This is a genomic window from Pseudomonas sp. MWU13-2100 (assembly GCF_023242365.1).
Taxonomy (GTDB): domain Bacteria; phylum Pseudomonadota; class Gammaproteobacteria; order Pseudomonadales; family Pseudomonadaceae; genus Aquipseudomonas.
Window position 1 is genome coordinate 15,550 of the sequence record NZ_JALLIX010000042.1, and the last position, 23,676, is coordinate 39,225.

Sequence of the window (23,676 nt, forward strand, 5' to 3'; positions counted from 1 at the left end):
GAGAGCCCGCCCATGTCTCGTTCCGAAACCCTGTTTGCCAGTGCCCAGAAACACATCCCCGGCGGCGTCAACTCGCCGGTTCGCGCGTTCAAGAGCGTCGGCGGCACCCCGTTGTTCTTCAAGCACGCCGAAGGCGCCTACGTCACCGACGAAGACGACAAGCGTTATGTCGACTACGTCGGCTCCTGGGGCCCGATGATCCTCGGCCACAGCCACCCGGACGTGCTCGACGCCGTGCGCAAGCAGCTGGAGCACGGTTTGTCCTATGGCGCGCCGACCGCCATGGAGACCGAGATGGCCGACCTGGTCTGCTCGATCGTGCCGTCGATGGAAATGGTCCGCATGGTCAGTTCCGGCACCGAAGCCACCATGAGCGCCATCCGCCTGGCCCGTGGTTTCACCGGCCGCGACAGCATCATCAAGTTCGAAGGCTGCTACCACGGCCACTCCGACAGCCTGCTGGTCAAGGCCGGCTCCGGCGCACTGACCCAGGGTGTACCGAGCTCGGCCGGCGTCCCGGCGGACTTCGCCAAACACACTCTGACCCTGCCGTTCAACGACATCGACGCAGTGGCGAAGATGCTTGGCGAAGTCGGCCAGCAAGTCGCCTGCATCATCGTCGAGCCGGTGGCCGGCAATATGAACTGCGTGCCGCCGGCACCGGGTTTCCTCGCCGGCCTGCGGACCCTGTGCGACCAGCACGGCGTGGTGCTGATCTTCGACGAAGTGATGACCGGTTTCCGCGTTGCCCTCGGCGGCGCCCAGGCCCACTATGGCGTCACGCCGGACCTGAGCACCTTCGGCAAGATCATCGGCGGCGGCATGCCGGTGGGCTGCTTCGGCGGCAAGCGCGAGATCATGTCCTGCATCGCCCCGCTGGGCCCGGTCTATCAGGCCGGAACCTTGTCCGGCAACCCGCTGGCCATGGCCGCCGGCCTGACGACCCTGCGCCTGATCAGCCGCCCGGGCTTCCACGCCGAGTTGAGCGACTACACCAGCCGCCTGCTCCAGGGCCTGCAAGAACGCGCCGATGCGGCGGGCATTCCGTTCGTGACCACCCAGGCCGGCGGCATGTTCGGCCTGTACTTCAGCGGTGCCGACGATATCGTCACCTTCGACGACGTGATGTCCAGCGATGCCGAACGCTTCAAGCGCTTCTTCCACCTGATGCTCGACGGCGGCGTGTACCTGGCGCCGAGCGCCTTCGAAGCCGGCTTCACGTCCATTGCCCATGGCGAAACCGAGTTGAAACTGACTTTGGATGCAGCTGAAAAGGCTTTTGCCGCACTGAAGTAACCGATGTCCCCGACGCCGGTTTCAGCTGGCGTCGGTTTTCCCGCTTAAACTCCCCCACGTTTCCTACCATCCTCTGTCCAGATACTTGCAAAACAAGGCCATATAGCGCCCGTGCAGCAGAAAAACGAGTAAAGACTTTGTAAGGTGGCCCCCGCTTATTTCATAATGCGCGCCATAGTCATCCCCTGGCCGGGTCCGCCCGCCCTTCAGAGGTACGTCGATTCCCATGAACCGCACCGGCCGCGCCCTTGCATTGGGCTGCCTGTTGCTCCTTCAGCCGCTGCTGGCCTATGCAGGCGGTAACTCGTTGTTGATCCCGGCGATGGGCCGTTGCACCCTCAACTCCCAGCCACAGGACCTCGCCGAGGCCCTGGCCGCCTGCGAAGAAGCCGCGAAGAGTGGCGATGCGCAAGCACAATATGAGTTGGGCGCGTTCTATCACGACGAGAAAAACCCGCAACACGACCTCAACAAAGCCCTCAGCTACTTCGAACAGGCTTCCCTGCAAGGTCACGCCCAGGCACAGTTCCAACTCGGCACCATGTTCTACAAGGGTGAAGGGGTGCCCGCCAATAACGTCCAGGCCTATATCGTGCTGAAGATGGCGGCGGTCAACGGTGCGGAGGATGCACTGGACACGGCGGATGAGGTCGCGGCGCAGATGCCCCGTGACCAGCTGGAGATGGCAACCCAGGTGCTGGGGCAGATCTTCCGCAAATACCTGCTGGAATTGCAGACGGTTGACGGCCGTACGCCGTTTTCACCTCTTCCCTGAATCTGTAGCGTCTGGACCGGCCTCTTCGCGGCGGTCCGGCGTCCCGGCAAGCACCGCTCCCACGGTGTTTGCGGCAGCGCACAAAATCAGAGCTCGACTCAGGGCATTGTGGGAGCGGTGCTTGCCCGCGAAGAGGCCCTGAAGGGCAGCACAAAACTCCCAGGCTTTTTATTTATCGGGCATCGGCATCGGGAACGGCATCACATTGCTCATGCCGCGCGCCTCGCTGATCTTCGGCGTACCCAGGCGCTCGACCTCGTCGATCCGCACGATCGAATGCATCGGCACGAAACTGCGCACCACGCCTTCGAACTGGGCCTTGAGCTTTTCCTCGCCGGGATCGACCACCAGTTGCGTGCGCTCGCCAAAGACAAATTCTTCGACTTCCAGGAAGCCCCACAGATCGCTCTGATAGATCTGCTTGGCGTACATTTCGAACACCTGGCCCTGATTGAGGAAAATCACCTTGTAGATGGGGGCTTCACGTTTGGTCATGGTGGGCGGGCAACACATCGGGGGATAAAAAGAGGGCGCGAACTATAGCATAGCCGCCGAACGCACAGCGCTAGGAAGCAAGCGCGATGACCACTATAATGCGCGGTTCTTTGAACCACATTGATGAATCTCCATGGCCAAGAAGCTTTACATCGAAACCCACGGCTGCCAGATGAACGAGTATGACAGCTCGCGCATGGTCGACCTGCTGGGCGAACACCAGGCCCTGGAAGTCACCGCCCGCGCCGAAGACGCGGATGTCATCCTGCTCAACACCTGCTCGATCCGCGAGCGCGCCCAGGACCGGGTCTACTCCCAGCTGGGCCGCTGGCGCGAACTGAAACTGGCGAACCCGGAGATGGTGATTGCCGTCGGCGGCTGCGTCGCCAGCCAGGAAGGCGCCGCCATTCGCGACCGCGCGCCCTATGTCGACGTGGTCTTCGGCCCGCAGACCCTGCACCGCCTGCCGGAAATGATCGATGCCGCGCGCCTGACCAGACTGCCGCAGGTGGACGTGTCGTTCCCGGAAATCGAAAAGTTCGACCACCTGCCCGAACCGCGCATCGATGGCCCGAGCGCCTATGTCTCGGTGATGGAAGGTTGCAGCAAGTACTGCACCTTCTGCGTGGTGCCCTACACCCGGGGCGAAGAAGTCAGCCGGCCGTTCGACGATGTGATCGCCGAGATCATCCACCTGGCCGAACATGGCGTGCGCGAAGTGACCCTGCTGGGGCAGAACGTCAACGGCTATCGCGGCACCACCCATGACGGTCGCCTGGCGGACCTGGCGGAGCTGATCCGCGTGGTCGCCGCCGTCGATGGTATCGAGCGGATCCGCTACACCACTTCGCACCCGCTGGAATTCTCCGACAGCCTGATCCTGGCCCACGCCGAGGTCCCGCAACTGGTCAAGCACCTGCACCTGCCGGTGCAATCGGGCTCGGACCGGATCCTTTCGGCGATGAAACGCAACCATACGGCGCTGGAATACAAGTCCAAGCTGCGCAAGTTGCGCGCCGCCGTGCCGGGTATCTGCATCAGCTCGGACTTTATCGTCGGCTTCCCCGGTGAAACCGAGAAAGACTTCCAGCAGACCATGAAGCTGATCGAAGACGTCGGTTTCGACTTCTCCTATTCCTTCGTCTATAGCCAGCGCCCCGGCACGCCTGCGGCGGATTTACCGGACGAAACCCCGGAAGCGGTAAAGAAAGAGCGCCTCAACGCCCTGCAACATCGCCTGAACCAGCAGGGATTCGAGATCAGCCGACAAATGGTGGGTACGATCCAGCGCATCCTGGTGACCGATTATTCGAAAAAAGACCCTGGAGAACTGCAGGGCCGCACCGAGAATAATCGTATCGTCAACTTCCGCTGCGACAATCCCCAGCAGATCGGGCAGTTTATCGACGTGCGTATCGATGCGGCGCAACCGCACTCACTGCGCGGCTCGATGCTGCAATGAAGCCCTCCCGGGCTGCTGTGGCGAGCGGGCTTGCCCGCGCTGGGCTGCGAAGCGGCCCCAAAACCGGCGAATCCGGTGCATCAGGCAGACCGAGGTAGCCGGTTTTACGACTGCTGCGCAGCCGAACGGGGGCAAGCCCCCTCGCCACAGGGGACATTCAGCGCTCATAAGAGCTTTCACCCCCGGGCTGCTAGCGTTATCCTTGATTTCATCTCAATTGCCGTCGGGCGGCTAAAAACGACCTTGAACGCACCCATCGAACCTCATCGTTTCATCCTCGAGCCTTTCGAGGCTCGCCGCTTCGCCAATCTGTGCGGGCAGTTCGACGAGCACTTGCGCTTGATCGAACAGCGCCTGACCATCGAGATCCGCAATCGCGGCAATCAGTTCGAACTGATCGGCGAACCCAAGCTCACCTCCTCCGCGGAAAACCTGCTGCGCCGCCTGTACCGGGAAACCAAGGGTACCGAGCTGTCGCCGGACATGGTCCACCTGTTCCTGCAGGAATCGAGTGCCGAAGACCTGCGCAACAACCCGGTGGCCGAAGCCAGCGTGGCGCTGCGCACCAAGAAAGGCATGATTCGCCCCCGAGGCCTGAATCAGCAGCTCTACGTGAAGGAAATCCTCGGCAACGACATCAACTTCGGCATCGGCCCGGCGGGTACCGGCAAGACCTACCTCGCCGTGGCCTGCGCCGTGGACGCGCTGGAGCGCGAGCAGATACGCCGTATCCTGCTGGTGCGTCCGGCGGTCGAAGCCGGTGAAAAGCTTGGCTTCCTGCCCGGCGACCTGGCCCAAAAAATCGACCCGTACCTGCGCCCGCTCTACGACGCGCTGTATGAAATGCTCGGCTTCGAATACGTGGCCAAGCTGATCGAACGTCAGGTCATCGAGGTCGCGCCGCTGGCCTACATGCGCGGTCGGACCCTGAACAACAGCTTTATCATCCTCGACGAAAGCCAGAACACCACCGTTGAACAGATGAAAATGTTCCTGACCCGAATCGGTTTCGGCTCCACGGCGGTGATCACCGGCGATATCACCCAGGTCGACCTGCCCAAGGGCACGAAATCCGGGTTGGCCCACGTGATCAAGGTCCTCAAGGACGTACCGGGCATCAGCTTCACCCATTTCATGCCCAAGGACGTGGTCCGCCACCCGTTGGTGCAGCGGATTGTCGAAGCCTACGAGCGCTTTGAGAACAGTGCCGACGCAGACACCCAAGGTGCCCGCCGCGATGCTTGAGCTTGATCTGCAACGGGCCTCTGACGCCCCCGCACCGACCGACGCCGAGTTTCGCCGCTGGTGCGAACTGGCCCTGCGCCAGCGCACGGCCGATTCCGAGCTGACCATCCGCCTGGTGGATGAAGCCGAGGGCCGTGAACTCAACCACACCTGGCGGCACAAGGACTACGCGACCAACGTGCTGTCCTTTCCCGCCGACGTCCCGGACGAATTGCTGGATATCCCGCTGCTGGGCGACCTGGTGATCTGCATTCCGGTGGTCACGCGCGAAGCCAGCGAACAAGGCAAGGCACTGGAAGCCCATTGGGCCCATCTGGTCATTCACGGCTGCCTGCATCTATTGGGCTACGACCACATAGATGACGAGGAAGCCGAGGAAATGGAAGCACTGGAACGAACGTTGCTTGCCGAATTGGGTCATCCCGACCCTTATATCGATGACGAACACTGATCATTCCACCACCAAGGGATACGAGTAAATCGCTATGAGCGAAGATCGATCGAGCAACGGGCAGAAGTCCTGGCTGGGTAAACTGACCCAGGCTTTTGCCCATGAGCCGAAAAACCGTCAGGAGCTGCTGGAGCTGCTGCGCGAAGCCCACCAGAACAAGTTGCTGGACAGCGAAGCGCTGGCCATCGTCGAGGGCGCCATCCAGGTCGCTGACCTGCAAGTCCGGGACATCATGGTCCCGCGCTCGCAGATGATCAGCATCAAGGCGACCCAGACCCCCCGCGAATTCCTCCCGGCGGTCATCAACGCCGCGCACTCGCGCTACCCGGTGATCGGCGAAAGCCATGACGATGTCATGGGTGTGTTGCTGGCCAAGGACCTGTTGCCGCTGGTGCTGCAGGAAAACGGCGACACCTTCAACATCAAGGACCTGCTGCGCCCGGCGACCTTCGTCCCCGAGTCCAAGCGCCTGAACGTGTTGTTGCGCGAGTTCCGCGCCAACCATAATCACATGGCCATCGTCATCGACGAATACGGCGGCGTGGCAGGCCTGGTGACCATCGAGGACGTGCTGGAACAGATCGTCGGCGATATCGAGGACGAGCACGACGTCGAGGAAGACAGCTACATCAAGCCCCTGCCCAGCGGCGACTTCCTGATCAAGGCGCTGACGCCGATCGAGAACTTCAACGAGTTCTTCGACAGCGAATTCTCCGATGATGAATTCGACACCGTCGGCGGCCTGGTGATGAGTGCGTTCGGGCACTTGCCCAAGCGTAATGAAATCACCGAAATCGGCGCGTATCGTTTCCGCATCCTGAATGCCGACAGCCGTCGCATCCACCTGATCCGCCTGACCCCCATTAGCCGCTAAGGACTGACATGCTGCGCTTAACCCGCCCCGGCTGGCCCGGTAATCTGCTGGCCGTGGTGGCCGGCGCACTGACCACCCTGGCCCTGGCACCGTACGATATCTGGCCCTTGGCGTTGCTGGCGGTGGGCGTGTTCTACGCCGGCCTGCGCGAGCTGTCGCCGCGCCAGGCGCTGGGGCGCGGCTGGTGCTTCGGGTTCGGCCTGTTCGGCGCCGGCACCAGCTGGATCTACGTAAGCATCCATACCTACGGCGATGCTTCGGTGTTGCTGGCGGGTTTCCTGATGCTGGCGTTCACCGCTGCAATTGCCTGGTTCTTCGCCCTGCCCGCCTGGCTCTGGGCGCGCTGGATACGCCGCAACGAAGCGCCGCTGGCCGACGCCCTGGCCTTCGCCGCCTTGTGGGTGGGCCAGGAAGCCTTTCGCGGTTGGTTCCTGACCGGTTTCCCCTGGCTCTATTCCGGTTACAGCCAACTCGACGGCCCGCTGGCGGGTCTCGCGCCGCTGGGTGGGATCTGGCTGATTTCCTTCACCCTGGCCCTGACCGCCGCGCTGCTGTACAACGCCCGCCGCTTGTTCAAGGCCGGGCGCAAGGCTTTTATCGTCCTGGGTGCAGCGTTGTTGGTCGGTCCCTGGGCAGTCGGGATCGCACTCAAGCATCACGCCTGGACCAGTCCTTCGGGCGAGCCGCTGACAGTGGCGGCGATCCAGGGCAATATCGAACAGAGCATGAAGTGGGATCCTACGCAGATCGACGCCCAACTGGCGCTGTACCGTGACATGAGTTTCCGTTCCAAACGCGTGGACCTGCTGGTCTGGCCGGAAACCGCCGTGCCGGTACTGAAGGAATCGGCCGAAGGCTACCTGGCGATGATGGGCCGCTTTGCCGCGGACCGGCGGTCGGCGCTGATCACCGGCGTACCAATCCGCCAGGTGGTGAACAACCAAAAGCGCTATTACAACGGCATCACCGTAACCGGTGAAGGCGATGGCACCTACCTGAAGCAGAAGCTGGTGCCCTTTGGTGAATACGTGCCGTTGCAGGAGCTGCTGCGCGGGCTGATCGACTTCTTCAACCTGCCGATGTCCGACTTCGCCCGCGGCCCGGCCGACCAGCCGTTGCTGCAAGCCAAGGGTTACCAGATCGCCCCGTTCATCTGCTACGAAGTGGTCTACCCGGAGTTCGCCGCCAGCCTCTCGGCGCGCAGCGACCTGCTGCTGACCATCAGCAACGACACCTGGTTCGGCAGCTCGATCGGTCCCTTGCAGCATCTGCAAATGGCCCAGATGCGCGCGCTGGAAGCCGGCCGCTGGATGATTCGGGCCACCAACAACGGTGTCACCGGGCTGATCAACCCATTCGGCGAGATCACCACGCGGATTCCACAGTTCGAACAGGGCATCCTGTATGGCGAAGTGGTCCCGATGCACGACCTGACGCCGTACCTGCACTGGCGTTCGTGGCCGTTGATCATTCTATGTGGCTTGCTGTTCGGCTGGGCCTTGCTGGCCAGCCGTATCGCCAAGACGGTGTAGCTTAAGAGGTAGCCCACACTTGTGGCGAGCGGGCTTGTCGGGACGCCGCACCGCCGCTCTGGGGCGCGAAGCGGCCCTGAAACCAGTGAGCGCGGTGGAACAGCCAGAACACGGTGATCGGTTTTACGACAGCTTCGCAGCCGAACGGGGGCAAGCTCCCTCGCCACAAAATAGCGCCTACGACACACATTTGTGTCCCGTCCTGGTCTAGCGGTAGAACAGCCGGTAACCCACCTGCCCCACCGCCTCATTGATCAAGTGCCCGCTACGCCAGATTGCCTTGAACTCCGGCATCCAGCCGCCCAACGGGCTCGAGTTGTCCCGTCCGTAAAACCCCACCGGCGCCGGCACCACGGTAAAACCGGCCTTCTCGAAACTCCACACCGAACGCGGCATATGCGCGGCATGGGTCACCAGCACCACCCGCTTGATACCCAGCGGCGCCAGCAGCTCATAACTGAATTGGGCATTTTCCCAGGTCGTGGTGCTACGCCCTTCCTGCCAGCGTACCGTCACGTCGAAATCACTCTTCATCGACGCCGCCATCAACGCCGCCTCACTCGGCGGCGTACCGTAGTGCAAACCGCCACTGGTCAGCACCGGCAGCCCTGAAGCCTTGGCCAGGCGCGCCGCATAGCGCTGGCGCTCCAGGCCGATGCCGGTTGGTTGATCGTCGCCCCACGCCGAATCACCGCGCTCACGTCCCGAGCCCAACACCACAATGGCGTCGGCCCGCTGCGCCAATCCCGCCCACTCACTGCGCTCAAGCGGGGGCACCGTCTCCAGCGCCCGCGCGCTCCATTCCACCACCACCGGCAGGCTCATCAACCAGAACCCGCCCAGGCCGAGGGCAAAGCACAGCCCGGCCAGGCGCGGGCGAGTGCGCCGAAACCACCAGGCAAACAGCAGCAAGAGCAACAGAAGGCCGGGCGGCAGGAGCAATTGTTTAAGGATGTAACGAACAGGCATCGGGCATCTCCAGTAGATGCCCGAAGCCTAAGTGCATCGGGGTCAATCAACAACCTCTGGAACAATGACTTCAAATCGAAGCCAGGTTAGCGACAGGAAACAGCATACCGCTGGGCGAACCTTACTTGCCCCCCGCGGACTTGAACTTCGCCGAACCGGGATTGGGCATTTTGTCTTTCAACCAGATGATCTCGGCCGAACGGGGTGGCACCTTGTGCTCCACAACGGAAGGCGGCACAGGTACATCCTGCCCACTGAGATCCAGGTAGGCCCTGATCAATTCGAACTCGGCGTGGCTCAAACCACGCAACTCCAACTCGGCAGGCCGCTCATCACGCAAGCGCGCCGCCGTGCTGGCTGCGTCCAGGGCATTCCCCAGACGGACGATCAAACGCTCATACAACTCAGGTTTCATGACATATCGCTGCGACTCCACCATCCGCTCACCTCATTGAAGATAAGAATCACTCCCCCTCTTCCAAGCTTAGCGGTGTCCGGCAAACCAGCCGACCGCCGCGACCAACGGCTGCGGCGCTGCAATCAGGGTTTCCCTCGATAGAGCAGCGTCATGTATGCTACGGCGCTTCCTGTAACTCCACTTCCAGCACCGCCTGACGGATGCGTTGAAGAGGATTAGGCCACCCTTTCCAGTACAAGTAGCCATGCACGAACACTATCAGCCCCGTGAAATCGAAAACGCCGCCCAATCGTTCTGGGACGCGCAAAAGTCCTTTGAAGTCAGTGAACAGCCAGGCAAGGAGACCTATTACTGCCTGTCGATGTTCCCTTACCCCAGCGGCAAGCTACACATGGGGCATGTGCGCAACTACACCATCGGTGACGTGATCGCGCGTTATCAGCGCATGCAAGGCAAGAACGTCCTGCAACCCATGGGATGGGACGCCTTCGGCATGCCGGCGGAAAACGCCGCGATGAAGAACAATGTCGCACCGGCCAAGTGGACCTACGAAAACATCGCCTACATGAAGACCCAGCTGCGCAGCCTGGGGCTGGCAGTGGACTGGTCCCGCGAAGTGACCACCTGCAAGCCGGATTACTACCGCTGGGAACAATGGCTGTTCACCCGCCTGTTCGAAAAAGGCGTGATCTACCGCAAGAACGGCACCGTCAACTGGGACCCGGTGGACCAGACCGTACTGGCCAACGAGCAAGTGATCGACGGCCGCGGCTGGCGTTCCGGCGCGCTGATCGAAAAGCGCGAAATCCCGATGTACTACTTCAAGATCACCGCCTACGCCGATGAGCTGCTGGAAAGCCTCGACGAACTGCCGGGCTGGCCCGAGCAGGTCAAGACCATGCAGCGCAACTGGATCGGCAAGTCCCGCGGCATGGAAGTGCAGTTCCCGTACCACGTCGACTCCATCGGCGAAGCCGGCAGCCTGAAAGTCTTCACCACCCGTCCGGACACCCTGATGGGCGCGACCTACGTCGCCGTGGCCGCCGAGCACCCGCTGGCGAGCCTGGCCGCCCGCAACAACCCCGAGCTGCAAGCGTTCATCGCTGAATGCAAAGGCGGCAGCGTCGCCGAAGCCGACGTCGCCACCCAGGAAAAGAAAGGCCTGCCGACCGGCCTGTTCGTCGAGCACCCGCTGACCGGCGAGCAACTGCCGGTATGGGTCGCCAACTACGTGCTGATGCATTACGGCGATGGCGCGGTCATGGCCGTACCGGCCCACGACGAGCGTGATTTCGAGTTCGCCCACAAATACAACCTGCCGATCAAGTCGGTGGTGCGCACCAGTTCGGGCGATACCAACCCGGCTCCGTGGCAAGACGCCTACGGCGAACACGGCAGCCTGATCAACTCCGGCGAGTTCGACGGCCTGGACTTCGCCGGTGCCTTCGACGCCATGGAAGTCGCGCTGATCAAGAAAAACCTCGGTGCCTCGCGCACCCAGTTCCGCCTGCGCGACTGGGGCATCAGCCGCCAGCGCTACTGGGGCTGCCCGATCCCGATCATCCACTGCGACAGCTGCGGTGACGTGCCGGTCCCGGAAGACCAACTGCCGGTGGTGTTGCCGGAAGACGTGGTACCGGACGGCGCCGGTTCGCCGCTGGCGCGCATGCCCGAGTTCTACGAATGCAACTGCCCGAAATGCGGCGCGCCGGCCAAACGTGAAACCGACACCATGGACACCTTCGTCGAGTCGTCCTGGTACTACGCCCGCTACGCCTCGCCACACTACGAGGGTGGTCTGGTCGACCCGAAAGCCGCCGACCACTGGCTGCCGGTGGACCAGTACATCGGCGGTATCGAACACGCGATCCTGCACTTGCTCTACGCGCGCTTCTTCCACAAGCTGATGCGCGACGAAGGCCTGGTCAGTTCCAACGAACCGTTCAAGAACCTGTTGACCCAGGGCATGGTGGTCGCCGAGACCTACTACCGCCGCGAAGCCAACGGCGGCTACACTTGGTTCAACCCCGCGGATGTCGAACTCGAGCGCGACAGCAAGGCCAAGATCATTGGCGCCAAGCTGATCAGCGATGGCCTGCCGGTGGAAATCGGCGGCACCGAGAAGATGGCCAAGTCGAAGAACAACGGCGTTGATCCACAGTCGATGATCGAGCAGTACGGTGCCGACACCTGCCGCCTGTTCATGATGTTCGCCTCACCGCCCGACATGAGCCTGGAATGGTCCGACTCCGGCGTCGAAGGCTCGCACCGCTTCCTCAAGCGCGTCTGGCGCCTGGCCCAGGCCCATGTGACCCAGGGCCTGCCGGGCAAGCTGGAACTGGCGACGCTGAACGATGAGCAAAAAGCCATTCGCCGTTCGATCCACCTGGCGATCAAGCAAGCCAGCCAGGATGTCGGCCAGCATCACAAATTCAACACCGCCATTGCCCAGGTGATGACGCTGATGAACGTGTTGGAAAAAGCTGCGCAAGGTACCGCGCAGGATCGTGCGCTGGTCCAGGAAGGCCTGGAAACCGTGGCCCTGCTGCTGGCGCCGATCACCCCGCATATCAGCCACGAGCTGTGGCATCGCCTCGGTCATGACGGCGCCATCATCGACGCCGGCTGGCCGGTGCTGGATGACAGCGCGCTGGTTCAGGACAGCTTGCAACTGGTGATCCAGGTCAACGGCAAGCTGCGCGGCCAGATCGACATGCCGGCCAGCGCCAGCCGTGAAGAAATCGAAGCGGCGGCACGGGTCAACGAAAATGTACTGCGCTTCACCGATGGCCTGACGATTCGCAAAGTGATCGTCGTGCCCGGCAAACTGGTCAATATCGTCGCCAGCTAACTTAATGGGATCGGGCGCCGGCTACCGCAGGCGCCTTGCAAGACTTCCGCGGTCGCACCGTCGACCCACAGGGTTTCAAGGGGAGCAACAAGATGATCAAACGCAATCTGCTGGTAATGGGCCTCGCCGTGCTGTTGAGCGCCTGCGGCTTCCAGCTGCGCGGCACCGGCACCAACGAACTGACCATCAAGGAACTGTCGGTCAGCGCCCGTAACTCGTACGGTGATACGGTCAAGCAGTTGACCCAGGTACTGGAGCACAGCGGCGTCAAAGTCTACAACGGCGCGCCCTACAAGTTGGTCCTGACCGATGAACAGGAAACCCAGCGCGACGCCAGCTATTCGGGCTCCGGTCGTAACGCCGAGTACGAACTCAATACCGCGCTGTACTATGAGGTCCGCGGCGACCACGACCGGCAACTGCTCACCGGCAAGCTGCAAGTGCAGAAGTACTACGTGCATGATGGCAACAACATCACTGCCGGCGACGCCGAAGCGGGCCAACTGCGCAAGGAAATGCGTCGTGACCTGATTCAACAGATGGTCCTACGCCTGCAATTGCTGACGCCGACGCAACTGGACGCCCTGCAACAGACCGCCGACGCCAAGGCCAAGGCCGATGCCGACGCCCTGGAAGCCGCGCGCAAGTACGAAGCGTCGCAACCGCAGCAATCTCCGCTGCAACTGCCGAAGCAGTAAGCATGTCGGGGCGCCCTCGGTGCCCCGCCTTTGCCCGCCTATGAAGCTCGCCCCCGCCCAACTCGCCAAACACCTGCAAGGCAGCCTTGCGCCGGTCTACGTCATCAGCGGCGACGATCCGCTGCTGTGCCAGGAAGCGGCCGACGCCATTCGCGCGGCCGCCCGCCAACAAGGTTTCGACGAGCGCCAGGTGTTCAGCGCCGACGCCAACTTCGACTGGGGCACACTGCTGCAAGCCGGTGCCAGCATGTCGCTGTTCGCCGAAAAACGCCTTCTGGAACTGCGCTTGCCTTCGGGCAAGCCTGGGGACAAGGGCGCCGCAGCACTGATCGAATACTGCTCGCGTCCGGCCGAAGACACCCTGTTGCTGATCAGCCTGCCCAAGCTCGATGGCAGTGCGCAGAAGACCAAGTGGGGCAAGGCCCTGGTCGAAGGCCAGGACACCCAGTTCATCCAGATCTGGCCGGTGGATGCCGCCCAGTTGCCGCAGTGGATTCGCCAGCGCCTGTCCCAGGCCGGCCTTTCGGCCCAGCAGGATGCGGTGGAACTGATTGCCGCACGGGTCGAAGGCAACCTGCTGGCGGCGGCCCAGGAAATCGAAAAGCTCAAGTTGATGGCCGAGGGCGGGCAGATCACCCTGGAAACGGTACAGGCCGCCGTGGCCGACAGCGCACGTTTCGATGTCTTTGGCCTGGTGGATGCGCTGCTTAACGGCGAAGCGGCCCATGCCCTGCGGATGCTCGAAGGGCTGCGGGGCGAAGGGGTCGAGCCACCGGTGATCCTCTGGGCCCTGGCCCGGGAGCTGCGGCTGCTGGCCAACCTGTCGCTGCAATACAGCCAGGGCGTGCCGCTGGACAAGGCCTTCAGCCAGGCCCGACCACCGGTCTGGGACAAGCGCAAGGCGCTGATGAGCAAGGCCCTGCAACGGCATTCGGCGCAACGCTGGAGTCAGTTGTTGCTGGACGCGCAGCACATCGACGCACAGATCAAGGGACAGGCCTCGGGCTCGCCATGGAGCAGCCTGAGCCGACTGAGCCTGTTGATGTGCGGCCAACGCTTGACGTTACCGGCGCAATAGCCCCTCTGTAGGCGCTGGCTTGCCAGCGACGGGGCCGCCAAGCCTTGTGCTGTTCTCGCGGACGCCATCGCCAGCAAGCTGGCTCCCACAAGTTGGCGTTTCGCCGCAACCTCTCGGCAACCCCATGCGGGCGGTCCATGATCGCCAAATGCCCCCACTGGACAACGATAAAAATCTGCCCGATGATTCGCACTCTTCAACACACCTCAAGAGTGTACGCCCATGAGCAAGCCGTCCCGGCATCGTCCCAATAAAGCCAAATCCATCATCGCCCAGCCACTGTTCCGCAGCCGTCAGGAACAACCGGCGAAAGGCAAAGGCAGCTACCGCCGCGAAGCCTTCCAGTCTAAAAGCTGGGAGGCTTCTTACTTTCTGGCGGCCTGAAAGCATAGAACCCCCTCAGGACTGCACCCCCTCAAGCATGATAAGGTCAGCACCTGATTCGCATTATCCGGAACCGCGCATGCCCTTTTGCCTTACCCTTCGTCGACCGCTACGCCGATTGTTCGCCGCCACCAGCTTTATCCTGTTAGTTGCCTGCGCGGAAAAGCCCACCGCTGCCGACGCCGAGCCGCTGCAAACCCTTCCAGCAGCCCCGGTCCCGACCCTGCCGCAGGTCAATGACGACCTGACGATCCAGCCTGCGCAAAGCTTCGGCGAATGGATGTCGGCGTTCCGTATCGAGGCCTTGAGGGCCGGCATCACGCCCGCCATCTTCGATGCAGCCTTTGCCGGCGTCACCCCGGACATGAGCGTGATCAAGGCCGACCGCAGCCAACCGGAATTCACCCGCCCGGTCTGGGAATACCTCGACGGCGCCCTGTCTCCCGTGCGTGTGCGCAAGGGCCAGGCCCTGCTGGCGCAGAACAGCGCGCTGCTGACGAGCATCGAACAACGTTATGGCGTCGACCGCGAGGCCCTGGTGGCGGTGTGGGGCATGGAAAGCAATTTCGGCCAGTTCCAGGGCGACAAGTCGGTGATCCGTTCGCTGGCGACCCTGGCCTACGAAGGCCGTCGTCCGGGATTCGCCCAGGCCCAATTGCTGGCAGCTCTACAGATTATCCAACATGGCGATATCCAGCCTGAGCAGATGCTCGGCTCCTGGGCCGGCGCCATGGGCCAGACCCAGTTTATCCCCACCACCTACAACAGCTATGCGGTGGACTTCGACGGCGATGGTCGCCGCGATATCTGGAACGACCCGGCCGATGCCCTGGCCTCCACCGCCAACTACCTGCAAAGCTCCGGCTGGCAGCGCGGGCAGCCGTGGGGGCTGGAAGTGGTGTTGCCAGCGTCCTTCGACTACGCCCAGGCCGACGGTACGACCCGCAAGACGGTAAGCGAGTGGCTGCAGATGGGCATCAGCTTGCCGGCCGGGAGCGCCTTGCCAAACGGCGCGGCGCCACTGTCCGCCGCCCTGCTGCTGCCGGCGGGCTATCGCGGCCCGGCGTTCCTGGTACTGGACAACTTTCGCGCCATCCTCAAGTACAACAACTCGTCGTCCTATGGGCTGGCGGTGGCCTTGTTGTCCCAGCGCTTCAACGGCGCCGGTTTGATTCGTGGCGAATGGCCGAAGGATGATCTGCCGCTGAGCCGTTCCGAACGGGTCGAGTTGCAGACGCTGCTCAGCAGCCAGGGTTATGACGCCGGCAATCCCGATGGGATTATCGGGGCGAATACCCGCAAGGCGATTCGTGGCGCCCAGCAAAAACTGAGCTGGCCGGCGGATGGTTATCCGAATCACAAGCTGCTGGACAGCTTGCGTAATCGCTGACAGCCATCGGCAAGTCTTGAGGATCTCTGGCGCGGTCCTGTGGCGAGCGGGCTTGCCCGCGCTGGGGTGCCAAGCCCCCCCAAAACCTGCAATTGCGGTGTATCAGAAATAACCGGGATTGTTGTTTTACGACTGCTTCGCAGCCGAGCGCGGGCAAGCCCGCTCGCCACAAGCCCGTTCGCCACAAGTCAGCAGTCAGCAGTCAGCAGTCAGCAGTCAGCAGTCAGCAGTCAGTCAGCAGAATCGTCACATCCTGCTCCAACACCAACTGCCGGGCATCGGCATCCAACCTCACCTGCGCCCCCAACGGCAACGTCAGGTTCGGGTCGCAATGCCCGCTGCGCCATCCCGCCAGCACCGGAATGCCCAGGGCCCCCAGCTCCTGCTTGAGCAAGCGCGCCAGCGCATCGGCGTCGACCCCGGCGAAATCCCCCACCAACACGCCATTCAAACCTTCCAGCTTGCCCGCCAGGCGCAGATGAGTCAGCAACCGGTCGACCCGGTACAGCGGCTCGTTGACGTCCTCAATCAGCAGGATCACACCGCGGGTATCGATTTCATAAGGCGTGCCCAGCGTGGCGCAGATCAACGACAGATTGCCGCCCTGCAGGCGCCCCGAAGCCGCGCCCGGCACCACAGTGGTCAGTGGAAACGCCGCGGGATGCTCGAAGTGGCTACCGGCGCGCACCTGCCCGCTCAGCAGGTTGAACAGCGAGGACTCGGTCGGCGGCAGCTTGTCCCCGAGCAGATCCGCATTGAACAGCGGCCCATGAAAGGTCATGAACCCCGTATAACGAGCAATAGCCAGGTGCAACGCGGTGATGTCGCTGTAGCCGACCAAAGGTTTTGGATGTTTTTTGAGCAACTCGAAATCAATATCGTCCAACAGCCGCGGACAACCATAACCTCCACGCAGGCAGAGAATCGCATCGATTTCAGGATCGGCAAAGGCATCGTGCAGGTCGCGCAGGCGGACCTCATCACTGCCGGCCAGGTAACCGTCGCGTTGCGCGACACCCGGAAAAATCCGCAGCTCGTAGCCACGGGCCTGCACCCACTGCTGCGCCTTGAGAGGATCAAGGGCAGCGGGGCCGGCCGGGGCGATCAAACCGATCACCCCACCCTGACGCAGCGCCGGCACCGCGCTCTGGACCGGATAGGAAGCCTGCACGGGTCGACGGCGGTTCAAGGGTTACGCTCCGATCAGTTCAGCCTTGACCAGCTTGGCCTGCTCGTCGGCATGATAGGAAGAACGCACCAACGGCCCGGAAGCCACGTTCTTGAAGCCCATCTTGTAGCCTTCCTCGGCGAACCAGGCGAAGGTGTCCGGGTGTACGAAACGCTGCACCGGCAGGTGGCTGCGGGACGGTTGCAGGTACTGACCAAGGGTCAGCATGTCGATGTCGTGCTCGCGCATGCGCTGCATGACTTCGATGACTTCCTCGTCGGTCTCGCCCAAGCCGAGCATCAAGCCGGATTTGGTCGGAATATGCGGCATCATCTGTTTGAAGCGTTGCAGCAGGGTCAGCGACCACTGGTAGTCCGAACCCGGACGCGCGGCCTTGTACAGCCGCGGCACGGTTTCCAGGTTGTGGTTGAACACATCCGGCGGCTCGGCGGCGGTGATTTCCAGCGCGATGTCCATACGCCCACGGTAGTCGGGGACCAGGGTTTCGAGCTGCACGTTCGGCGACAGCTTGCGGATCTCGCGGATGCAGTCGGCGAAGTGCTGGGCACCACCGTCACGCAGGTCATCGCGGTCCACGGAGGTGATCACCACGTACTTCAGACGCAGGTCGGCAATGGCGATGGCCAGGCTTTGCGGCTCGTTGACGTCCAGGGGCTTCGGCCGGCCGTGACCGACGTCGCAGAACGGGCAACGACGGGTGCAGATATCACCCATGATCATGAAGGTCGCGGTACCGCCGCTGAAGCACTCGCCCAGGTTCGGGCAGGAGGCCTCTTCGCAGACGCTGTGCAGCTTGTGCTTGCGCAGCAATTGCTTGATACGGTCGACTTCCGGCGAAACCGGGATGCGCACGCGAATCCAGTCGGGTTTCTTCGGCAGTTCGGTGGTCGGAATGATCTTCACCGGAATGCGTGCGACTTTCTCGGCGCCACGCAGCTTGACGCCGGTTTCGACTTTCGCACGGGCCGGGCGCTCGGAAACGTCCGGCGTCGGGATCAGGGTTTGCACAGCGTCTTGCGCAGTAGTCATATCAATCGATTCCGCCCGTGAGGGTCGTCTGCTCAGCATAGTCGAGGTGTTTGACGAGCTGCGCGCGCAGCCGGGCACTTACCTCGGCAAATTCAATCGGTCCTGTGTGGTCACGCAGCTGGGTCATCGCCAGCCCCGCATAACCGCAGGGGTTAATCCGTCGAAACGGCCCGAGGTCCATGTCGACATTCAGCGCCAGGCCATGGAACGAACAGCCGTTGCGAATCCGCAGGCCCAGGGAGGCGATCTTCGCCCCGTCGACATACACGCCAGGCGCATCGGCCTTGGCCTCGGCGTTCACGCCATATTCGGCCAGCAAATCAATCAGGCAACGCTCCATCCGGCTGACCAGCTCGCGCACGCCAAAACCCAGGCGGCGAACGTCCAGCAACAGATAGGCCACCAGTTGGCCGGGACCATGATAAGTCACCTGGCCGCCACGATCGACCTTGACCACCGGAATATCTCCCGGCAGCAGCACATGCTCGGCCTTGCCGGCCTGGCCCTGGGTGAACACCGACGGATGCTGCACCAGCCAGATTTCGTCCGCCACGTCAGCGTTCTTGCGCCCATCGGTAAAATGCTGCATGGCATGCCAGACCGGCTCGTAAGGGGTCTGACCGAGCTCGCGAAAGCCCAGCACGTCGCCCATCACAGCACCATGTGCACGAAACCGGTGGCCCGCAACTCGCTGTTGATGTCGTATAACTGGTCCTGACCAGTGGCCACGATGTGCAGCTGGATCGTAGTGTACTTGCCGTTGGTGCTCTGGCGTTCGTCCACCCGGTTATCGTTGATCGTGGCGTGTTTCTTGACGATCTCGACGATCCTGTCCTTGTTGCCCACACCCGTGTCGCTGATGACCTTGACCGGGTAGTCGGTAACGGGGAATTCGATTTTCGGTGCTTTTACTTCAGTGTCTGTCATGACAATAACGGCCTCGTAAGCCCAGGCAACGGACATACCTCACGCCCGGGTCAGGCGCGAGGTACGCAAATCGACACTTTCTGCCAGCGGTCGACCTTAGTTGAACATGCCGTAGAAGAACATACGGATGCTGTCCCACAGGCGACGGAAGATACCACCTTCCTCGACCGCGTCCAGCGCGATCAGATCAGCGCTGTGTACCACTTTGTCGTCCAGTTTGACTTCCACCTTGCCGATCACGTCGCCCTTGGCGATCGGTGCGACCAGTTTCGGATTCATGGTCATGCTGGCGGCGAGCTTCTTGAGCTGGCCTTTAGGCATGGTCATGGTCAGGTCTTCGGCCAGGCCGGCCTTGACTTGATGGGTGGTGCCTTTCCAGACCGGTGCCTGGGCCAGTTCCGCACCCTTCTGGTAGAAGGTCTGGGTTTCGAAGAAACGGAAACCGTAGGTCAGCAGCTTCTGGGTTTCAGAAGCGCGTGCCGATTCGCTGTTGGTGCCGAACACCGCGGCAATCAGGCGCTGGCCATCACGCACGGCCGAGGCCACCATGCAGAAACCGGCTTCTTCAGTGTGGCCGGTTTTCATGCCGTCAACGGTTTTGTCCCGCCACAGCAGCAGGTTGCGGTTAGGCTGCTTGATGCCGTTCCAGAAAAATTCTTTCTGCGAGTAGATCGCGTAGTGCACCGGGTCGAGACGAATGATCGCCCGAGCCAGGATCGCCATGTCGTGAGCTGACGAGTAATGATCCGGGTTCGGCAGGCCGGTCGGGTTCATGAAGTGGCTGTTGGTCATGCCCAGTTCGGCGGCCGTCTTGTTCATCATGTCGGCGAACGCGTCTTCGCTGCCGGCGATGTGCTCGGACAGCGCCACGGTGGCGTCGTTGCCGGACTGAATGATGATGCCGTGCAGCAGGTCACTGACGGTCACCTGCGAGCCGACCTTGATGAACATCCGCGAACCGCCAGTGCGCCAGGCGTTTTCGCTGACGGTCACCGGATCGTTCTCGCCGATCTGCCCGCGACGGATTTCCTTGGTCGCGATGTAGGCGCTCATCAGTTTGGTCAGGCTGGCTGGGGGCAGGCGCTGGTCGCCGTTGTTCTCGACCAGCACGTTGCCGCTGGCGGCATCCATGAGCACGTAGGATTTGGCGGCCAGTTGCGGCGAAGCCGGCAGGGCCATTTCATCGGCGGCCCAGGCGGCAGGCGCAACGATCAGGGGTACAAGCAGGCACAAACGTTTGGCAAAGGTGGTGATGTTCATCCGTCTCTCGAAATCGCTAATGGAAACTTGCCCTCGCGGGCAAAAATAAATCCGGCAGTTTTCCAACTGCCCCGTGTCAGGTTGCTCGCTCCACCACCCTTTCCAGGCTTTTATTATCAAACGAACCAACAACCCAGGACCCGACCCCTTGAAAGCGGCCCAATCCACAATTGTGCCTGTGTTACTCCGAGGTCACCAGACTTGGCGAACCGAGATTGGCCAGACGCACGCTGTTCTGCACTTGCTGCACTTCACCCGGCGTGCCGATCGGCCCCATCCGCACCCGATGCAGGGTCTGCTGGTTGCGCACGAATGAACTGACGAAGACCGGCGCCTTGACCATCGAGCTCAGCTTCGACCTCAACAGTTCGGCAGCGTCCGGGTTGGCGAACGCGCCCACCTGGAGATACTGGCCAGAGGCTGGTGCAGAAGCGTTTTTTTTTGCGTCAGCCTGTACCGGCACAACGTCGCTGGCGTGTTGCTGCGGTGGCGGTGTCCATTGTTCGATCGTCCCGGTGGACGCGCTCAGGGCTGGGGCCTGGGACTGCGCCACCTGCGGCTCGTTGAGCATCAACGGCGCCGGACGACCGCGCTGGGCCCACCACTCCTGTGGGTCGATGCCCTCGACCTTGACCCGCGCCGTGCCGATCTCGGCATAACCGAGTTTCTTCGCGGCGGCGTAGGACAGGTCGATGATCCGGTCCGAATAGAACGGCCCGCGGTCATTGACCCGCAGGATCACGCTGCGGTTGTTGTCCAGGTTGGTCACCCGCACATAGCTGGGCAACGGCAGGGTCTTGTGCGCGGCACTCATGCCATACAGGTCATAAACCTCGCCATTGGCGGTGTTCTGGCCATGGAACTTGGTGCCGTACCAGGACGCCGTGCCCTGAGCCACGTAGCGCTTGGAATCGGTCAGGGGGAAATAGGTCTTGCCCAGCACCGTATAGGGGTTGGCCTTGTACGGCCCGGTGTGCAGGGTCGGCGTGGCATCCGGGATCCGCGACACATCGACGTCCCACCACGGCGCGCCGTCTTTATGGGCGCGGTTGATGTCCAGGCCCGGCTTGGCGCGAATGATATTGGAGGAAGACGACGACTGATACGGCGAGCGACTGGTCGAGCAACTGACCACCAGCACCGCCAACGCGGTGTAAGCCAACAGCTTCAGTGGTTTTTGAATCGGCAAAGCCTGCATTACTTGACGCCCCGTGCTTGGACCAACAGGTCAGACAGCTGATGCACGGCCATGGCGTACATTACGCTGCGGTTATAGCGCGTGATCGCATAAAAATTTTTCAGGCCCATCCAATATTCGGGGCCATTGTCGCCTTCCAGGCGAAACGCCGTCACTGGCATATCATCGCGCAACGCATCATGACTCGACCAGCCCAGCGCCCGCAACTCCCCAACGGTCTTGACCGGCTCGATCCCCGGGCTCAGCCCCTGGTCAACCTGGTCGCCGCGCACATCCGCGCGACTGACCACCGGCTCCCCGGCCACCCAGCCGTGACGCTTGAAATAGCTGGCCACGCTGCCGATGGCGTCGTCGGCGTTGGTCCAGATATTGATATGGCCGGTGCCGTCGAAATCCACCGCATAGGCGCGGAAACTGCTCGGCATGAACTGCGGCAGGCCCATGGCCCCAGCGTAGGAACCCTTGAGGCTCAGCGGGTCGAGTTGTTCTTCCCGGGCCAGCAGGAGGAACTCGCGCAACTCCTTGCGGAAGAATTCGGCCCGCGGCGGATAGTCGAAGCCCAGGGTCGACAAGGCGTCGATCACCCGGTAATTGCCGGTATTGCGGCCGAAAAAGGTTTCCACGCCGATGATCGAGACAATCACCTGGGCCGGCACGCCGTATTCCTGCTCGGCACGGGCCAGGGCCGCTTCATGCTGGCGCCAGAAGTCGACGCCGCGGGCCACCCGCGCATCGGTGATGAAGATCGGCCGATATTCCTTCCATGGCTTGACCCGTTCCGCCGGGCGGGAAATCGCGTCGAGGATGCTCTGCTTGCGCTCGACCTGACGGAACACCTCCATCAGTTGCTCACCGGCAAAACCGTAGTCGCGAGTCATTTCCGCGACGAACTGGGCCACTTGCGGCGAACCTTCGTAGTCACCGGCCAGCGCGCCCGTCCCTGCCCCCAGACAGCCGACCAGGCCTATCCAGGGCGCATACCGAGCCGCCCAACCGCGCAATACTTGCATTGAATTGTTCACCTTGCTCAAACCTGTGCGATCCACTTGCGGTGGGTATGGATCGACATCAAAACCCCAAACGCTGACAGCAGTGTCACCAGCGAAGTTCCGCCGTAGCTAATGAATGGCAACGGCACCCCTACTACCGGCAGCAGACCGCTGACCATACCGATATTGACGAAAACATACACAAAAAACGTCATGGTCAGGCTGCCGGCCAGCAGTTTGCCGAACAGCGTCTGGGCCTGGGCGGTGATCACCAGCCCGCGCCCGATCAGCAGCAGGTAGAGCAGCAGCAAGGCGCAGATGCCCACCAGACCGAACTCTTCGCCCATCACCGCGATAATGAAGTCGGTGTGGCTTTCCGGCAGGAAGTCCAGGTGCGACTGGGTGCCCAGCAGCCAGCCCTTGCCGAACACGCCGCCGGAACCGATGGCGGCCTTGGACTGGATGATATTCCAACCGGTGCCCAGTGGATCGCTCTCCGGGTCGAGGAAGGTCAGGATCCGCTGTTTCTGATAGTCGTGCATGATGAAGAACCACATGCCCACCGCCACCGGCACCGCCGCCGCCAGCACGCTGATGATCCAGCGCCAGCGCAGACCGCCCATGAACAGCACGAACGCGCCGCCGGCCAGCACCAGCAGCGAGGTACCGAGGTCGGGCTGGCGGACGATGAGGATAAACGGCACGCCGATCAACATCAGACTGATAGCCACATGTTTGAGCTGCGGCGGCAGGGTGCGCTTGGACAGGTACCAGGCGATGGTCGCCGGCATCAGGATCTTCATGAATTCCGACGGCTGGAAGCGGATCACCCCGGGAATATTGATCCAACGCGTGGCGCCCATGGCGTTGTGGCCCATGACGTCCACCACCACCAGCAGCATCACCCCCAGCACGTAGGCCAGCGGCACCCAGCGGGCCATGAAGCGCGGCTCGAGCTGGGCGATCACGAACATCGAGACCAGGCCGATGCCGAAAGAGGTGGCCTGCTTGATCAGCAGGTCCCAGCTCTTGCCGCTGGCCGAATAAAGGACGAACAGGCTGCCGGCCGCCAGGGTCAGCAGCAGGACCAGCAAGGGGCCATCGATGTGCATGCGTTGCAACAAGGTGGCCCGGCGGCGCATCACATCTTCACTGGAGAGGATGCG

At 62.3% G+C, this 23,676-nt stretch carries 23 protein-coding genes; 12 read left to right on the forward strand and 11 right to left on the reverse strand.

Annotated features, from left to right (window positions below; translation table 11 throughout):
• The first annotated feature begins 12 nt into the window (after positions 1-12).
• Complete coding sequence (gene hemL / locus M5B99_RS23725) at positions 13-1,296, forward strand: glutamate-1-semialdehyde 2,1-aminomutase (protein ID WP_248806345.1); 1,284 nt, start codon at positions 13-15, stop codon at positions 1,294-1,296.
• 226 nt (positions 1,297-1,522) lie between these two features.
• A complete protein-coding gene (locus M5B99_RS23730) occupies positions 1,523-2,071 on the forward strand; it encodes a tetratricopeptide repeat protein (protein ID WP_248806346.1) in 549 nt (182 codons plus the stop codon).
• 168 nt (positions 2,072-2,239) lie between these two features.
• Here the strand turns inward: M5B99_RS23730 and M5B99_RS23735 are convergent, their stop codons facing one another.
• Positions 2,240-2,566, reverse strand: a complete 327-nt coding sequence (locus M5B99_RS23735) for a DUF1820 family protein (RefSeq protein WP_103495828.1) — start codon at positions 2,564-2,566, stop codon at positions 2,240-2,242.
• A 133-nt stretch (positions 2,567-2,699) separates the two neighbouring features.
• On the opposite strand from M5B99_RS23735, the gene miaB reads away from it, so the two are divergent.
• From miaB to lnt, 5 genes are all read left to right on the forward strand, one after another.
• Positions 2,700-4,028, forward strand: coding sequence for a tRNA (N6-isopentenyl adenosine(37)-C2)-methylthiotransferase MiaB (gene miaB / locus M5B99_RS23740; protein ID WP_248806347.1), 1,329 nt, complete (start codon positions 2,700-2,702; stop codon positions 4,026-4,028).
• 243 nt (positions 4,029-4,271) lie between these two features.
• Positions 4,272-5,273 carry a PhoH family protein gene (locus tag M5B99_RS23745; RefSeq protein ID WP_248806348.1) on the forward strand — a complete coding sequence of 334 codons (1,002 nt, stop codon included), beginning with the start codon at positions 4,272-4,274 and terminating at the stop codon, positions 5,271-5,273.
• On the forward strand, positions 5,266-5,724 hold the full coding sequence (gene ybeY, locus M5B99_RS23750) for an rRNA maturation RNase YbeY (RefSeq protein WP_248806349.1): 459 nt from the start codon (positions 5,266-5,268) through the stop codon (positions 5,722-5,724). The genes M5B99_RS23745 and ybeY overlap by 8 nt, the downstream gene beginning before the upstream one ends.
• A gap of 34 nt (positions 5,725-5,758) precedes the next feature.
• A complete protein-coding gene (locus M5B99_RS23755) occupies positions 5,759-6,598 on the forward strand; it encodes an HlyC/CorC family transporter (protein ID WP_248806350.1) in 840 nt (279 codons plus the stop codon).
• Between the two features lie 8 nt (positions 6,599-6,606).
• A complete protein-coding gene (lnt, locus tag M5B99_RS23760) occupies positions 6,607-8,130 on the forward strand; it encodes an apolipoprotein N-acyltransferase (protein WP_248806351.1) in 1,524 nt (507 codons plus the stop codon).
• A gap of 207 nt (positions 8,131-8,337) precedes the next feature.
• Here the strand turns inward: lnt and M5B99_RS23765 are convergent, their stop codons facing one another.
• Together M5B99_RS23765 and M5B99_RS23770 are read right to left on the reverse strand one after the other, a co-directional pair.
• Positions 8,338-9,099, reverse strand: coding sequence for a YdcF family protein (locus M5B99_RS23765; RefSeq protein ID WP_248806352.1), 762 nt, complete (start codon positions 9,097-9,099; stop codon positions 8,338-8,340).
• Between the two features lie 121 nt (positions 9,100-9,220).
• A complete protein-coding gene (locus M5B99_RS23770) occupies positions 9,221-9,538 on the reverse strand; it encodes a hypothetical protein (RefSeq protein ID WP_248806353.1) in 318 nt (105 codons plus the stop codon).
• Between the two features lie 223 nt (positions 9,539-9,761).
• Here M5B99_RS23770 and leuS point away from each other — a divergent pair, with 223 nt between their 5' ends.
• From leuS to M5B99_RS23795, 5 genes are all read left to right on the forward strand, one after another.
• Positions 9,762-12,368, forward strand: a complete 2,607-nt coding sequence (gene leuS / locus M5B99_RS23775) for a leucine--tRNA ligase (protein ID WP_248806354.1) — start codon at positions 9,762-9,764, stop codon at positions 12,366-12,368.
• A gap of 92 nt (positions 12,369-12,460) precedes the next feature.
• On the forward strand, positions 12,461-13,066 hold the full coding sequence (gene lptE, locus M5B99_RS23780; protein WP_248806355.1) for an LPS assembly lipoprotein LptE: 606 nt from the start codon (positions 12,461-12,463) through the stop codon (positions 13,064-13,066).
• 40 nt (positions 13,067-13,106) lie between these two features.
• A complete protein-coding gene (gene holA / locus M5B99_RS23785) occupies positions 13,107-14,144 on the forward strand; it encodes a DNA polymerase III subunit delta (RefSeq protein WP_248806356.1) in 1,038 nt (345 codons plus the stop codon).
• Positions 14,145-14,366: 222 nt separating this feature from the next.
• Positions 14,367-14,528, forward strand: coding sequence for an alternative ribosome rescue factor ArfA (gene arfA, locus M5B99_RS23790; RefSeq protein WP_100941520.1), 162 nt, complete (start codon positions 14,367-14,369; stop codon positions 14,526-14,528).
• A gap of 79 nt (positions 14,529-14,607) precedes the next feature.
• A complete protein-coding gene (locus tag M5B99_RS23795; RefSeq protein WP_248806357.1) occupies positions 14,608-15,918 on the forward strand; it encodes a lytic murein transglycosylase in 1,311 nt (436 codons plus the stop codon).
• Between the two features lie 223 nt (positions 15,919-16,141).
• Here M5B99_RS23795 and M5B99_RS23800 read toward each other — a convergent pair whose 3' ends face one another.
• The 8 genes from M5B99_RS23800 to rodA form a co-directional block, all read right to left on the reverse strand.
• Positions 16,142-17,107: a S66 peptidase family protein gene (locus M5B99_RS23800; RefSeq protein WP_248806358.1), complete on the reverse strand. Its 966-nt coding sequence runs from the start codon at positions 17,105-17,107 to the stop codon at positions 16,142-16,144.
• A 3-nt stretch (positions 17,108-17,110) separates the two neighbouring features.
• Positions 17,111-18,136, reverse strand: coding sequence for a lipoyl synthase (lipA, locus tag M5B99_RS23805; RefSeq protein WP_248806359.1), 1,026 nt, complete (start codon positions 18,134-18,136; stop codon positions 17,111-17,113).
• Position 18,137: 1 nt separating this feature from the next.
• Positions 18,138-18,788, reverse strand: coding sequence for a lipoyl(octanoyl) transferase LipB (gene lipB, locus M5B99_RS23810; protein WP_248806360.1), 651 nt, complete (start codon positions 18,786-18,788; stop codon positions 18,138-18,140).
• Positions 18,788-19,063 (reverse strand): DUF493 domain-containing protein, encoded by a 276-nt coding sequence (locus M5B99_RS23815; RefSeq protein ID WP_248806361.1) that lies wholly within the window; start codon positions 19,061-19,063, stop codon positions 18,788-18,790. The genes lipB and M5B99_RS23815 overlap by 1 nt, the downstream gene beginning before the upstream one ends.
• Before the next feature lie 96 nt (positions 19,064-19,159).
• The gene (locus M5B99_RS23820) at positions 19,160-20,323 is read right to left on the reverse strand and encodes a D-alanyl-D-alanine carboxypeptidase family protein (RefSeq protein WP_248806362.1); all 1,164 of its coding nucleotides are present in this window, start codon (positions 20,321-20,323) and stop codon (positions 19,160-19,162) included.
• A 181-nt stretch (positions 20,324-20,504) separates the two neighbouring features.
• Positions 20,505-21,521, reverse strand: coding sequence for a septal ring lytic transglycosylase RlpA family protein (locus M5B99_RS23825; protein ID WP_248806363.1), 1,017 nt, complete (start codon positions 21,519-21,521; stop codon positions 20,505-20,507).
• Positions 21,521-22,531 (reverse strand): lytic murein transglycosylase B, encoded by a 1,011-nt coding sequence (gene mltB / locus M5B99_RS23830; protein ID WP_248806364.1) that lies wholly within the window; start codon positions 22,529-22,531, stop codon positions 21,521-21,523. Before mltB ends, M5B99_RS23825 begins: the two co-directional genes overlap by 1 nt.
• Positions 22,532-22,548: 17 nt before the next feature.
• A complete protein-coding gene (gene rodA, locus M5B99_RS23835; protein ID WP_248806382.1) occupies positions 22,549-23,652 on the reverse strand; it encodes a rod shape-determining protein RodA in 1,104 nt (367 codons plus the stop codon).
• Positions 23,653-23,676: the final 24 nt, after the last annotated feature.